This is a genomic window from Iodobacter ciconiae, from assembly GCF_003952345.1.
GTDB lineage: Bacteria > Pseudomonadota > Gammaproteobacteria > Burkholderiales > Chitinibacteraceae > Iodobacter > Iodobacter ciconiae.
Window position 1 is genome coordinate 2,277,754 of the sequence record NZ_CP034433.1, and the last position, 15,504, is coordinate 2,293,257.

General features: G+C 47.1%; 10 protein-coding genes. 8 read left to right on the forward strand and 2 right to left on the reverse strand.

Going from position 1 to position 15,504, the window contains the following annotated elements:
* Nucleotides 1-62 precede the first annotated feature (62 nt).
* The 8 genes from EJO50_RS09940 (at nt 63) to EJO50_RS09975 (ending at nt 13,057) form a co-directional block, all read left to right on the forward strand.
* Nucleotides 63-3,554, forward strand: a complete 3,492-nt coding sequence (locus EJO50_RS09940) for a pilus assembly protein (protein ID WP_125973784.1) — start codon at nt 63-65, stop codon at nt 3,552-3,554.
* Between the two features lie 317 nt (nt 3,555-3,871).
* Nucleotides 3,872-4,294: a type IV pilin protein gene (locus tag EJO50_RS09945; RefSeq protein ID WP_125973786.1), complete on the forward strand. Its 423-nt coding sequence runs from the start codon at nt 3,872-3,874 to the stop codon at nt 4,292-4,294.
* A gap of 2 nt (nt 4,295-4,296) precedes the next feature.
* Complete coding sequence (locus EJO50_RS09950; RefSeq protein ID WP_125976417.1) at nt 4,297-4,938, forward strand: GspH/FimT family pseudopilin; 642 nt, start codon at nt 4,297-4,299, stop codon at nt 4,936-4,938.
* 5 nt (nt 4,939-4,943) lie between these two features.
* Nucleotides 4,944-5,468, forward strand: a complete 525-nt coding sequence (locus EJO50_RS09955; RefSeq protein WP_125973788.1) for a type IV pilus modification PilV family protein — start codon at nt 4,944-4,946, stop codon at nt 5,466-5,468.
* 1 nt (nt 5,469) lies between these two features.
* On the forward strand, nt 5,470-6,654 hold the full coding sequence (locus tag EJO50_RS09960) for a PilW family protein (protein WP_125976419.1): 1,185 nt from the start codon (nt 5,470-5,472) through the stop codon (nt 6,652-6,654).
* Nucleotides 6,655-6,697: 43 nt separating this feature from the next.
* The gene (locus EJO50_RS09965) at nt 6,698-7,291 is read left to right on the forward strand and encodes a hypothetical protein (RefSeq protein WP_125973790.1); all 594 of its coding nucleotides are present in this window, start codon (nt 6,698-6,700) and stop codon (nt 7,289-7,291) included.
* Between the two features lie 18 nt (nt 7,292-7,309).
* Nucleotides 7,310-10,546, forward strand: a complete 3,237-nt coding sequence (locus EJO50_RS09970; RefSeq protein ID WP_125973792.1) for a pilus assembly protein — start codon at nt 7,310-7,312, stop codon at nt 10,544-10,546.
* 390 nt (nt 10,547-10,936) lie between these two features.
* Nucleotides 10,937-13,057: an Ig-like domain-containing protein gene (locus tag EJO50_RS09975; RefSeq protein ID WP_125973794.1), complete on the forward strand. Its 2,121-nt coding sequence runs from the start codon at nt 10,937-10,939 to the stop codon at nt 13,055-13,057.
* A 44-nt stretch (nt 13,058-13,101) separates the two neighbouring features.
* On the opposite strand, the gene EJO50_RS09980 is transcribed toward EJO50_RS09975, so the two are convergent.
* A complete protein-coding gene (locus tag EJO50_RS09980; RefSeq protein ID WP_233702037.1) occupies nt 13,102-13,422 on the reverse strand; it encodes an MGMT family protein in 321 nt (106 codons plus the stop codon).
* Between the two features lie 146 nt (nt 13,423-13,568).
* Nucleotides 13,569-15,428 (reverse strand): dihydroxy-acid dehydratase, encoded by a 1,860-nt coding sequence (gene ilvD, locus EJO50_RS09985; protein ID WP_125973798.1) that lies wholly within the window; start codon nt 15,426-15,428, stop codon nt 13,569-13,571.
* Nucleotides 15,429-15,504: the final 76 nt, after the last annotated feature.

Consider the following 15,504-nt stretch of genomic DNA (forward strand, 5'->3'; position numbering starts at 1 on the left):
GCAAAACCGTTTTACCTGGCGACGCGTTGCATCAAGGCCGTTTTGATTAAGGACCAAGCATCATGAAACTCAATCTGATTACCCTGGGGTGGCTTGGCCTAAGTGTCAGCACCTTCGCCGCACAAACCGCAGATAAGCCGCTATCGACCTTAACCTCCGGCGATGTAAAGCCCAATATCATGTTTACGATTGATGATTCCGGCTCGATGGCCTGGACGCATATGCCAGACAGCGTCGGTGGCTATGGCACTCTGACCACGGCTTATCCTAATTTACTCACCAAAGTCGGCTACCGTGCATCCCTGTGTAATGGTGTGTATTACAACCCTGCCATCACTTATCAAGCCCCTAAAAATGCAAATGGCACCAGCATGCCTGATGCCAGCTTTACATCAGCCTGGTATAACGGCTTTAGCTCCGGATCAACCACAACACATAATCTTTCCAATGCCTTTTTTGCCTATGACAATACCACCAGTTATGGCCTGGGCACAGCAACATCAGTACAGGCCTTCTATTGGACTTTAAAACCAGGAATCACCTTTGACACGAGTAACCCCGGCCCCCTGTGTAGTGAGGCTCCCAGTGGAAATATTGATTCAAACTCTGCCGCCAGCACCACCAGCTGGACAAAAGTATTTATCCCTGACACCACCCAAACCATTGCGGTACAAAATGCGCAAAAAACAAATTTTGCCAATTGGTTTAGCTATTACCGTACCCGTCTTCAAGCGATGAAATCCAGTGCCGGTCTGGCTTTTTCTAGCATTGATACCCGCTATCGGGTGGGGTTTTCCAAAATTGGCCGGCTTAAACTGAGTGACTATGCCAGCGGTAAGTTTTTAAACATCTCCGACTATGATGGCACTCAGAAAAGTGCGTGGTATGCCATGCTATATGGAACCAGCACAGGCCCCGATGGAACACCACTCAAACTGGCATTACAAGCTATAGGGCAAATTTATTCCGGGGTAATTCCATCAGGAGTTACCGATCCTATTCAGTACACCTGCCAGCAAAACTTTGAGATTCTCACCACGGATGGCTACTGGAATGCCTCCGGTGACTCTGTTTCTGTCGGTAATACCGACAGCGCCATCCCAAGGCCCATGCTAGATGGTGCAAACCAATCTGATAATTTGGCCGACGTGACAATGAAATATTTTAAAACCGATTTGCGCCCTTCCATGGCCAATAATGTGCCTGGAGTGCTCGCCTTTGATACGGGCCCAGAAGGCCGTCAAATGATGCGAACCTATACCCTGGGTATGGGAATGAATGGCACATTAAAGTATGTAGATAACTATGAGACCAATGGAGATGCCAGTGTCAATGATTATGTAGGCCTGAAAAACGGTACAAAAAACTGGCCAACCGTGACTGGTGAAACACTAACTACAATTGACGACCTATGGCATGCAGGGGTGAACGGGGGAGGGAAATTTTTTAGTGCACGAGACCCCAGCGCAGTATCAAGCAGTTTGCAAAGTGCACTCAACGACATTAGCGCCCGATTAGGCTCGGTGGGCGCTCCCGATGTGTCAAATGCATTTATGACAGCAGCTGACAATAAAGTTTATAACAGCAGCTATAAAACACGTGACTGGACCGGTGATATCTCGGCCCGAACTGTCGATGTAAGTAGTGCAACCTTTGCCACCACCGAACTATGGTCCGCACAGAACTTACTCGCTCTTCGCTCTTTCACCAGTAATCCAAGAGTAATTTACTCCTGTACAGGCAGCTGCAACAGCTTCACCACTTTTGACGCAGCAACCTATGCCGGCAATGCATCAATTACGGCGGGAGTAACCAGTTTAAAAACAGCTAACTCGCTCAACACTGCCCAGCAGGCTGCAATTAATGGCACCAAGCTTGTTGACTATCTGCGCGGCGACCAAAGTAATGAGCCAACAACATCAAACCCGGATTTAGCCGCAGCAACAGCATTATTTCGCCAGCGAACCAAGGTGCTCGGCGCAATCATCCACGGTGGTGTCACCTACGTTAAAAAATCCGAAAAAGCCTATTCGGACTCCGGCTATACCGCTTTCTCAAGGACCAATTTAAGCCGCCGTGCTATGCTTTATGCACCGGGAAATGACGGTATGCTACATGCCTTTGATGCTGCCACAGGCCAGGAAATATGGGCATTTATCCCCCCCAGCCTGCTACCTAGCCTATGGAAACAGGCTGACAGAAACTACGACAGCAATTTCCAGTATTTTGTGGATGGCTCGCCCACAATTGCCGATATCAATAATGGCAGCAGCTGGAAAACCATTTTAGTGGGCGGTTTGCGTGGCGGTGGAGGCGAGTATTACGCCATTGATATTACCAATCCTTCTGCAACCGTACCTGCAACCCCCTTATGGAGTTTTAAAGACAGCCGCCTCGGCAAAACCTATGGTTTTCCAGTGGTAGGAAAAATAGCAGGCCAGTGGAAAGTGTTGCTCACCGCAGGCTATGACAATAGTGATAATAAAGCTTATCTCTTTGTCTTAAATGCTGATACCGGTGCATTAGAAAAAACCTTTACCACCACCTGCACCGCCACCGATGGCACTTGTGGCCTGTCAAAAATTGGCGCTTTATTTACCGAGCCTGATGTAGATGACACCATCAAAATGGTCTATGCGGGTGATTTAGTCGGCAATTTATGGCGCTTTGATGTAACGGGCGATCAGGGCAATGGGATATTGGTTGCAACAACAGGCACCCCTACGCTACGCCAGCCAATCAGCTCTGCACCGCTAATTAAAGAAATGACCGTCTATAAAAACAGCAGTGGAATTGCCGCCCATTATGTGAATTTTGGAACAGGGCGCTTTTTAAATCAAAATGATATGAGCAACAGTGATACACAAACTATCTATGGCTTATTAATTGACCCGAGTTTAGAGGCTATTGATTCAAACTTTAATAATTTGCGCACATCAGGGTCTTTAATTGAATTAATGATTGATAAAACCTGCGACAAAACCATTAAAGACAATCTTGGCGGAACGGTGAGTACATTAGACGGGATTGATGGTGCAAGCCTATCAAGTAATTGCCCCAATGCTATAGCCGGGGACTTTAGCAATAGCGATGGCAATTTTGACACCATCACCTTAAAAAGAGCGGCCAATTCTACCCTGGGCGCTGATTTAATAAGCTGCAAAAATAGCATAAAAGGCTGGCGAGCCAATTTGCCAATCAGTAAAGAGCGAATTCCTAATGACCCGTTTCCTTTTAATGACTATGGCGTATTCAGCTCAATTGTACCCGGCGCTGATTCCTGCACCCCGGGAGGCATTAGCCGTGAATATAAAATGCCGCTTAATTTAAGCAAAGACTGGCTATGTGCCAATCCTTCAAGCAATGTTTTTATCAGCATAGGTAAAAATACAGACGGAAAGCTATCAGATGACCCGTCCCGCCGGGTGTCAATTACCACGTCCAAGTTTGACAGTATAAAAGTCAATGCAGATGGCACCGGATCAGCCGATACAGCAAGGCTTAATACGCAAGTCAAGGGAAAACGCTCTTCCTGGAGCGAGATTCTACGCTGAGCCAGCTACTTACCGGCTCATTGCAATTTGAGCCGGCAAAATAGACAACGGAGAATAGTGTGTTCAAGCGTAGTTTTTTAGCAACAAATGTTAAAGTTTAATCATCTCCAGAAATAAAATGTAATTATTTACGGCAAAAATTATGTGTCATTTATTGCCTGAAATATCCAATAATTACCAAAAAATAATAATTCAAAATAGCAACTACCGCTCATCTATAAAAATTGACCGGTGATCAAAAACCATAGGCATTTTAGCCTACTGGATAAATGATCAACTTCTAAGCATTATTCCCTCCATATACAGCAGGAGGAATAATGCGAGTCTCAGCCGGTTTTACCCTTATGGAAGTGATGATCACCGTAGCGATCGTCGCCATTCTGGCGTCTATCGCCGTACCCAATTATAGAGATTACGTTACCCGCAGCCGCCTCGTAGAAGCTCAAAGCAAACTAAGTGATGTCCGGGCACAGCTTGAACAGTTTTATATGAATAACCGCACCTATGTAGGGTTCCCATGCACCAGCAATGCAGGAGCCGCAGAAAACTTCAACATCAGCTGCGGAACAACTCTCACAGCGAACAGCTACACCATCACTGCCACAGGCACAAATAGGGCAAGCGGCTTTATATTTACACTTGATGATCAGGGTATTAAGCAAACCACAGCGGCCCCAACAGGCTGGACCTACCTTCCAGTCAGCCAAAACTGCTGGGTTAACAAAAAGTCTGGCTGCTAACCATGTGCTTACTGACTACACATGGTAATCAGCGCGGTTTTACTCTGATCGAAATCCTCATCACGCTGCTTATCTTTGGCATTTTACTATCACTGGCTGGTCCAGCATTTCAGAATTGGGTACGCAGTACGCAGCTCAGAACCTATGCCGAATCGTTCCAGAGCGCCGTACAGCTTGCCCGTGCCGAGGCAATTAAACGTAATGGCTATGTAGAGCTGATTCTGACAGATGACGCCATTGCAGCCACCAACCGTAACGCAGATAACGTAACCCCCAGTGAAGACGGTACAGCCTGGCTGATTCGAGCCTGCACTGCCTGTGTCAACCTCACCACAGCAGCGCCGGAAAACAGTAGTTATCCCTTTATTGAAGGAAAAACAGTCGCTGAAGGAAATTCTGCCAGATTTAACCTCACGGCAGATCAGTCCGTCATCCGCTTTAACGCGCTTGGCCGGGCTAATCAGTCATTACGGCTGATTATAAGCGTGGATAAATCTGCGGTAGCCGACTGCAACATGCCCGCTGCCGATAACAGTGTTGTAAATAACCCGGCACGAGTTTGCCTGCGGGTTGATGAAGGCGGCAATACACAACTCTGCCTGCCTGATGCCCCAAAAACAAATCCAGCCAGCTGTTCGAGGTAAGCACTATGACTATTTTTCATTCCCAGCGAGGATCAATGCTGCTTGAGTGTTTAGTTGGCATCAGTATTTTTTCATTTGGCGTTCTAGCAATCAGCGCACTGCAAGCCAAAGCCATGCGCCACTCTATAAGCAGCAGCTCCCGAACAACAGCAGCTCAGTTAATGCAGAGACTAGATGGTGAAATGCGCAGCCAGGCATCAAACCTGGACCGCTTTGCAATGGCAAGAACCGCATGTAATAGTGCAGCCCCATCTTCCAATGATGCGAGGAATTGGGCAAGAGCAGTGTCCGTAAGCCTGAATGATGCCATCTGCACCGTGGTTATTCAGCCCAATATCCCCGGCGCCAGCACTCCCTGCTCACGCCAGGCTACGATCTCCATCAATTGGCCCACACAACGTGGTGCAAAAACAGGCGTCGCAACAGGTACAAACGAAGGAATGAATGAAGCCACCACCGTCATTAATATTCCCACCATTTTAGAAACCAAAGACCCCCTGGATACAAGGCATTTACGCTGTGGATTATAAAATGCGCCCCTCTTATGGCTTTGGCCTGATCGAAATCATGGTTGCGATTGTGATTTCACTGCTGGCTTCTCTTGCAATTTACCAGACTTTTAATACCAGTGAAGGATTTCGCCGCTCAACCTTGGGCAATGGAAATGCTCAAAGTAGTGGTGGAATTGCCGTTATGCAAATCCAGAAAGAGTTGGAGCGTGCAGGCTACGGTATTGGCTCAAACCGGGCACTGAACTGCAATGTGGTTTCACAAAATACAAACTACACAGATTTCCCGCTTGTGCCTGTGCTCATCACGCCGATGGCTGGCTCTGATCAAATCAGCATGCTATACAGCACCTCACCGGCAGGTGGCATGCCAGCCCTGTTTGGACAAGGAACTACACACACAAATAATGACAATCAATTCGTCAACCTTTTACTGGCCAGCCAATTCAATGCCGGTGATTTAGTCGTAGTTTGGCCAGACCCGGGTAGACAGGCACAAACCCCTTGCCCTTTATTCCAGGTAACTTGCGTTAATGCCGGTTGTGTGGGCGCAGGCACGCCTGCAGCGGAAAAAGACTTTTTGCTACGCCATGCCAATAATGCGCTTTGGAATGGTACGGCAGTAAATAGGCCTTTCCCAGCATCACTACCGCTGAATACCACCCGTTTATTTAATTTCGGCACGATGATTCGCCGTACCTACTGCGTATATTTGGCGGGCAACCCAAATCAATGTCGTGGAGCCGCTAATAAAACAGATGGCAGTCTGATCAGCATGGATGTACCTAAAGATAGAGCTACCGATGAAAACAGTTGGACCAGCACTGCAGAAAATGTGGTCCAACTCAGAGCACAATATGGCTTTGATACCAATAGGGACGGCGATAACATCCCCAATAATATCAACGACTGGAGTAATACAACTCCCGCTAACCTTCTGGGATGGCAGCAACTAATTGCTATTCGTTATGGGGCATTGGTACGCAGCAATTATCCCGAAAAACCCCAAAGGGATGGAAGCTGTACCACAACAGCCAGCACTGCCACGTTTGCATGGGCAGGTGGTAATTTCAGCAGACCTGCTAACGCTCAACCCAGCAACACTAGTTGGCAGTGCTACCGCTATACCGTACACGAAGCGGTGGTGCCACTACGTAATCAGCTGCTCATCAATCAGCCCAATTTAATCAGCACAGCAGCACCATAAGCCTATGTCCAATATTGCAAACCCCATTTATAAACGAGCTCAAATGTTACCTCTGGCTCTAAAAAATAAACAAAAAGGATTGGTACTGCTGATTTCACTGATCGTACTAGTGGTCATGACATTAGCAGCCATTTCCCTTGTCCGATCAATGATCGGCAGTAATCAGATTGCTAATAATCTGGCGCTGCGCCAGGGTACAACCGCTGCGGCAGATGTGGCGTTTGAAAAGGCCCGGTTCTGGTTAGTAAGCAGGTCCTTAGATGCACCGACAGAGCTAAATAGAGCATCTAATGCCAATGGCTACAGCCCGACAAATACCGAAAACCCCATTAATGGGAATGCATGGGCAAATGGCATCAATTGGGTTTGGGCTAATCCCAACGAGGGAAACGCCCCACTAGCGCAAGCAAACAAAAATGAAGCACTCAATGCCAACGGATACAGAGCGGCCTATTTTATCCAGCGTAGCTGTGCCACTGCCGGACAAAAAACACCGAATCGAAGTGCTTGCGACTTGCAAAAAATGTCACCGAATGAGCCGGAAGGCAATTCTGAGTACCAGATGATTTACAAAATAACTGTCCGAATCGAAGGCCCCAAAGACACCATCAGTTTTTATCAGGCCACGCTGTTCTAAGCCATTTGAGGTAAAACCATGAAAATTATTGCACTCAGCATCCTAAGCATCAGCCTCAATGGCTGGGCAGCCCAGACAGCAGATAAGCCACTATCTACACTCAGTACGGCTGATATCAAACCGAATGTCATGTTTATCATTGACGATTCAGGTTCGATGGCCTGGAGTCATATGCCAGACGACGTCGTCGATTGGCTAGATAGTGTTGGCTATCATAATGCTCACTGTAACGGCGTATATTACAACCCTGACACCAGCTATCTGCCCCCAAAAAACGCCAATGGTACCAATATGCCAAATGCCAGCTTCACGGCAGCCTGGCATAACGGTTTTAGTGGTGGCAGCACACAAACTCATAACCTTAGCACCAATTTTTTCCCCTACGATAATACCAGTAGTTTTAACAATGGCAGCTCATCACGGGAGCCAGCATTCTATTGGAGCTTCAAACGAACAGGCATACCATCAAGTGAAGACTGTGCTAAACCATTAACCAGGCCCGGCTCAGACTGGGAAAAGATAGTTATTCCGAAAGACAATAGCGCAAAATCAATTGCAGAAAGACAAAATTTTGCCAACTGGTTTAGTTATTACCGCACACGCATTCTCATGATGAAATCCAGCGTTGGTGCCGCTTTTGCCAGCATTGATGACCGCTATCGTGTCGGGTTTTCTTCCATTAATAACTTGACTAGAAACGACTACAGTAAACTAAGTTATCTCAATATCAATAACTACACTACCTCACAAAAAGCAGCCTGGTATGCCATGCTCTACGGGACCTCCCCTGGCGGTGGCACGCCACTCAAAACAGCGCTTAGCGCAATTGGAAAAATCTATTCCGGCCGCCGTCCTTCGACGAGCGTAACAGACCCCATGCAATATAGCTGCCAGCAAAATTTTACCATCCTGACCACCGATGGCTATTGGAATGCCGGTAACAACGCTGAGATTGGTGACACCGATAGTGGCAGTAATATCCCCTACCCAATGAGAGATGACAGTAATAGTAATGAAACACTGGCAGATGTAGCTATGCATTACTTTAAAAATGATATCCGGCTTGACTTACCAAATAATACACAGGGGATAGAAGAATTTGCCGGTGGTGCTAAAGGCCGTCAGCTCATGCGTACCTACACACTGGGTCTGGGAATGGACGGAAAACTTATAAGAAGTGAACACGAACCGCTTTCCAATAAGCGAGTTCCCTGGCCTCTAGTCAAGGGAGATACCCTCACTACCATTGACGATTTATGGCATGCAGCCGTAAATGGCGGCGGGCAATATTTCAGTGCAAAAGACCCCAATACCGTATCTGCAGGAATTTCCAAAGCGCTCAGCGATATTCAATCTAAAACAGCCTCGGTAGGATCTGCCGATGTATCCAGCTCATTTATGAGCCCCGGCAATAACTTCATTTACTCCAGTGCGTTTAAAAACATTAGCTGGACAGGGGATGTGCAAGCCAACACCCTTAACTTGGAAACCGGTACACTTGAAAAGAATATTACCTGGTCTGCAGACACAAAACTGGGTTTGCTAGGCCATGCCAATCGAACAATTTATACCTGCAAGCGGGGAGCCTGCAGCACACTGACTAAGTTTGAGGACACAAATAGCGACCTTATCAGCGAAATGAGTGCTGGTGTTAATGCACTCAAAACCAGCAACGGCATACTAAACGATGCTCAGCTTGCCCGAAATACAGCGAAAGCGCTGATTAATTATTTACGGGGCGATGACACTAATGAAATCAAATCTGATGCAAAAGCAGCAAACTCCCTATACCGCACACGCGTGGGCCACTTAGGTGCTGTAATTCATGGTGGTGTAACTTATGTAAAAAAACCAAATAAAGCCTACGCTGATGCAGGATACGATGCCTTTGTGCGCAGTAATACAGACAGAAAAGCGATGGTTTACGCTCCGGCAAACGACGGGATGTTGCATGCTTTTAATGCCTCTACTGGAGTAGAAGAATGGGCATTTGTTCCGCCAACAGTACTTCCTCGCCTGTGGCAGCTGGCAGAGCGTGCTTATGCCAATGATTTCAAATATTTTGTTGATGGCGCGCCAACTATCGCCGATATCAAAGTAGGTAGTACATGGAAAACCATTCTGATCGCGGGTCTGCGCGGGGGTGGAGGTGAATACTATGCACTGGATATTACCAACCCCAACTCACCACCAACCCTTCTGTGGAGTTTCAGCGACCCACGCCTGGGCAACACCTACGGCTTTCCTGTCGTAGGAAAGGTCAACGGCACCTGGAAAGTATTACTTAGCAGCGGCTATGACAATACAGACAATAAAGGCTATATTTTCAGCCTGGATGCGGCAACAGGCACGCCAGACAGAACTTTTACCAGCAGTTGCAGCGATAATGCAGGCCTGTGCGGTTTATCTAAAATTGGTGTCCTTTTTGAAAATAGAAACGTTGATGACACCATTTTAATGGCCTACGCAGGTGATTTGGCAGGTCATTTATGGCGCTTTAATCCTAAAGACGGTAGTGGTGCCTTAGTGGCTAAAACGGGGACAACTCCACTTCCACAAGCAATTACTACAGCCCCAATGGTCAAAGCTACGGAATACAAAAATAGTTCTAACCAAATCATGCACTATGTCACCTTTGGAACAGGCCGGTATTTAAACCAAACCGACCTTAGCAACAGTGATACCCATACCTTTTATGGCTTGTTAGTAGACCCTAGCGCCAGCATGATGGATGCTGCTTTTACAGCCTTACGTAGCTCAACATCATTACTTGAGCTAGAATTTAAGAAAAAGGGCAATGACATTGAATTAACCCGCAATGGAGACTCCCGTGCCATTGACACACCGGCAGCCCTTTTAGCTTGTAAAGAAAAAATGCGGGGCTGGCGCGCCGACATGTTTATCACTAGAGAGCGCCTAGCTAACGACCCTATGCCCCGAGGAGAAAAAGCGCGCTTTTTCACTACTGTTCCAGATGGAGATGCCTGCGTGCCAGATGGTAAAAGTAGGGAATACTTATTACCAATGGAAATCAGCATCAATTGGATATGCTCTAATCCCATAATTACTCAGTCCATTACAGTGGGTGAGGATGCTTTTGGTAAAGTACTTGAGGATCCGAAGCATATCCCTACTGCTACTACCAAAGAACATGACAGTTTTGATATCACTCCTAAAGGAGAGCCAGAGCAAAAACAACCACTCCTCAGACCATTTAAGGGCCGCCGCTCAGCCTGGACAGAGATTGTGAACTAATCATTTAAAATTTAAAAAGGTGTACATCCGGATGTACACCTCTTTTTAACTTAAAAACAACACCCTTTTTTATCAAAAAATTAAATGCCTTTCTGCCAAAGTCCTATTTAAAATAATAAAAAACCCTGACAAACAAAGAAAATTCACCAAGCCTTTAGACACAATTGTATTTTTTACCTTACCCAGCCAATCAAACCATTCTAAGACGAACCAACAACCCTTTTCAAAAAAATAATTATGCAGTTAAACAAAACAATTAAATTCCATTCTATAAATAAAGTTTGTAAAGAATATTGCTATATTGCAATCAATATCGTTTAATCTGCCATATTGATTTAAATATTTTAGTTCCTGGCCCAAACAGCCTCTCAAAAAGTAAAGGAGTATGAAGTGAAGCAAATCAACTTCAAGAGTAAAACCACAAGAAAAATCGCCGGCGGACTGCTGCTGCTGGCAGCAGTCATGCTGACAGCTTGTAATGGCTCATCTGGTGACAATGCAGGCAATTCATCAACTAGCACTGGTCAAGGTGGCTCGAATACCAGCGGGCCGGTTGCTCTCTCAGTAGCTCTCTCCCCCAATGCCACTGTTACTCTTGGTGCACAAACAACCGCTACCGCCACCTTACTTGACTCCACAGGCAAGCCTATTGCCGATGCTTTAGTTACTTTTTCTGCAGATAGTAAGAGTGCTACTTTAACGCCATCAAGTGGAAAAGCACTTACCAATGCAAATGGTCAAGCCACGATAACGCTGACAGCAGCATCTATTGATGCGAGTGGTGCGGATACTTTGCAAGTTGAAGCAGCAGGTACAGCTGGAGGCAAAACATTTACTGCCACAAGTGTTGCTAATTTTTCAATTGGCAATACGAGCATTGCTTTAGGTGCAGTGACACTTGGGCAGTCTACAATTGACGCCTATGCCACTACATCCGTTAAAGTAAAAGTTCTAATCAATGGTGTAGCAGCAACCACGCCACAAACAGTGAACTTTTCATCTAATTGTGCAACATCTAAAAAAGCAAAGCTTGACCCAACTGCCATTACAATTAATGGTGAAGCTTCCGCAACCTATACTGATGATGGCTGCACTGGCTCCGATACCATTACAGTGAGCCTAACTACAGGCAATAATAGTGTGCTAACCCCAATCACAATTAATCCACGTAAAGCCAGCTCATTGAAGTATGTATCAACAATCCCTGCAGATGGCGTAATTACTCTGAAAGGCTTTGGCTCTGAAGCAAGAAGAGAAACAGCTCAAGTAGTATTTCAATTGGTTGATTCAAATAACAATGCAATTCAAGGCGCTGCTATAGATTTATCCCTGGATGTTTTAGTAGGTGGTGTTGCTTTGCAGTCCCCAACCAGTATCACAGATAAAGAAGGCAAAGTGACTGCTACCGTGATTGCAGGCAATCAACCTACTCCCGTACGAGTCACGGCAATTTCACAAAGTAACAATTTACGAACCCAATCAAATGGTTTATCTATTTCAACGGGTTTTCCTGATATGGACAGCGTATCACTTTCTGCTGATCGCTTTAATATCAATGGCTTGAATTACGATGGAGCAACATCTACAGCTACGGTTCGCTTTGCCGATCACTTCAACAATCCCATTCCTGATGGCACAGCCATTAACTTTATTACTGATGGCGGCCGAATTGGCGACGGCAAAACAACTGGCCAGTGCCAAAGCGTAAACAGCCAATGTGTAATTACGCTGAACTCACAAAACCCACGCCCAACTCAAGGACGTGTCCATATTGTAGCTTACGCGATTGGCGAAGAAAGTTTTGTTGATAAAAACAATAATATCATTGCAGATCAGACCGCTGAATTAGTGGATATTAATGGCGTTTCAAGCGATATTGGAGAAGCCTTTATCGATATCAATGAAAATGGCAAATTTGATACTGGTGTAGATCAGCTCATTGATTTTAATAGCAATGGTCTATATGACGGTCCTGATGGTTTGTATAATGGGATACTTTGCAATAGCTCATTCTCCAAATGTGCAACAACAAAGAAAACACTACATGTATTTAATCAACAAACATTCATTTTCGCTAGTGATAGACCACTCGTTAATACTCTTGATGCTTCATCAAGCGTAATTGCTCCAGCCTTACGCAAGGTTGTATTGCAATGTAACCAAACTCAACAAGAATCACTATGGATTAGAGAATCTAATGCTGAAAATGCCATGCCAGCTGGAACAGCCATTAACTACAATACTGTAGATGCAGGGAGTATTCAGACTAAATCTACTGTTATTCCAAGCTCCACTCAAAAGGCGGGGCTTAAAACCGGTGGTATTACCGTATTTAGTCCAGTAATTGCGGCAAAAAAATGTAAAGACATGCAAGAAGATGCTGTAATTAAAGGCTCTTGGGGAATCAGTGTTGCAGTCCCAGACCATGGGGGGGGCACAGCATTAACCACAGATATTTCCGCAACCCTATGTGTTTATCGTGATAACGGTGCCTCCGCACTTTGCGATTAACACTCAAATAACAAAACAGCCGCTTCATCAAGCGGCTGTTTTTTTCATGCCCCATCCCACAAATAAACCTTCAAATCAATCTTTCCGCCCTCTCCAAACTCCACTCCCTCGCACTGCAATAAAAACCGTTGCTCATCATCATTGCCATCCAATCCCCGGGGGCTGACTTTGCCCTGGCCGTTGATAACGCGCTGCCAGGGGACGGGGCTTTCTTTATCATGCAGGCAGCGGCCAACGAAGCGGGAGTGATTGGAGTAACCAGCCAGCCTGGCAATCTGACCATAGGTGGCAACTTTGCCACAAGGAATACGAGCAACGACACGGCGGATGGCTATAGCAATGGCGCTCATAACTTTCTCTTCCATAAAACGCGGCGTGCAGCCACAAAACCCAAATCTTGAACCACGGATAGCACAGAGAACACGGAGTTTCACGGGGAAAACCAAAAACTAGTTTTCCCTCATTTTTCTCTGTGTCCTCTGTTTCTACAGATCTTAAGTTTTAACCCAGCTTAACCCTTACGCTCTACCTGACTTACATCACGCACGGCTCCAGTGTGGGCGGAAGTGGTCATGGCGGCGTAAGCTCTGAGCGCCGGTGAGATATAACGCTGACGCGCTACTGGTTTCCACGCATTTTTGCCACGCACTTCCATTTCTGCCCGGCGGTTTTCCAGCGTTGCATCATCGACGCTAAGACGGATGCTGCGCTGTGGGATGTCGATCTCGATGGTGTCGCCCTCACACACGAGGCCAATCAAGCCACCATCGGCCGCTTCCGGGCTGACGTGACCAATGGATAAGCCGGACGTGCCGCCAGAAAAGCGCCCGTCGGTGAGCAGCGCACACGCTTTGCCCAGGCCTTTGGATTTTAAATAGCTGGTTGGGTAAAGCATTTCCTGCATGCCGGGGCCGCCTTTCGGGCCTTCATAGCGAATCACCACAATATCACCCGCCACAATCTGGTCGGCCAGAATACTGGCTACCGCATCGTCTTGCGATTCAAACACACGGGCGCGGCCGGTGAATTTAAGGATAGAATCATCCACACCAGCGGTTTTAACAATACAGCCCAGCGGAGCGATATTGCCCGACAGCACGGCAAGACCGCCATCCTGGCTGTAAGCATGCTCTTTATTGCGGATACAACCGTTTTCCCGGTCCAGATCCAGCTCTGGCCAGCGCATCGATTGGCTAAACGCGATGGTGGTCGCCACCCCGCCCGGTGCCGCGCTATAAAAGCGATGCGCTTCGCTGTCTTTATCGTTGACGCTAACATCCCACTTTGCCAGTGCTTCACCCATGGTTGCTGCATGCACAGTTTTTGCATCGCTGTGAATCAGACCAGCGCGGTTTAGCTCGGCTAACAGCGCCATCACGCCGCCAGCACGGTGCACGTCTTCCATATGATATTTTTGCGTTGCAGGTGCAACTTTCGCAAGGCAGGGCACACCACGGGAAACACGGTCGATATCCTGCATGGTGAAATCGACTTCCGCCTCAAACGCCGCAGCCAGCAGATGCAAAACGGTATTGGTCGAGCCGCCCATGGCCACATCCAGGCTCATAGCGTTTTCAAAAGCGGCCTTGGTGGCAATGCTGCGCGGCAAGACCGAATCATCATCCCGCTCGTAATAACGCTTGGCTAAATCAACAATAGTGCGGCCCGCTTGCAAAAATAAGGCTTTGCGATCAGCGTGCGTGGCCAGCATCGAGCCATTGCCAGGCAGAGACAAACCCAGCGCTTCAGTTAAGCAATTCATCGAATTCGCGGTAAACATGCCCGAACAAGAGCCACAGGTTGGGCAGGCAGAGCGCTCTACAGCAGCGACTTCTTCATCGCTCACGCGGCTGTCGGCGGCTTCCACCATGGCATCCACCAGATCCAGCTTACGCACGCCGCCCTGCCAATCTACCTTGCCTGCTTCCATCGGCCCGCCGGAAACAAAAATCACCGGAATATTCAACCGCAGCGCAGCCATCAACATGCCTGGGGTGATTTTGTCGCAATTGGAGATGCACACAATCGCATCGGCGCAATGGGCGTTCACCATATATTCAACCGAATCGGCGATCAGATCACGGCTGGGCAGGCTGTAGAGCATGCCAGAGTGGCCCATGGCAATGCCGTCATCCACGGCAATGGTATTAAATTCTTTGGCGATACCGCCCGCTTTTTCGATTTCTCTGGCCACCAGCTGGCCTAAGTTATGCAAATGCACATGGCCCGGCACAAACTGGGTAAAGGAATTGGCAATAGCAATGATGGGCTTATCAAAATCACCATCTTTCATGCCAGTAGCACGCCACAGGGCGCGGGCGCCGGCCATATTGCGGCCATGTGTGGTAGTTCGGGAGCGGTAAACAGGCATTCTTTAATATCCTTGCAGCGAAGTAATCAATCAGGAAAAAAACTTCAAATATCTGAATAGCCGCTTCTATGGTTTG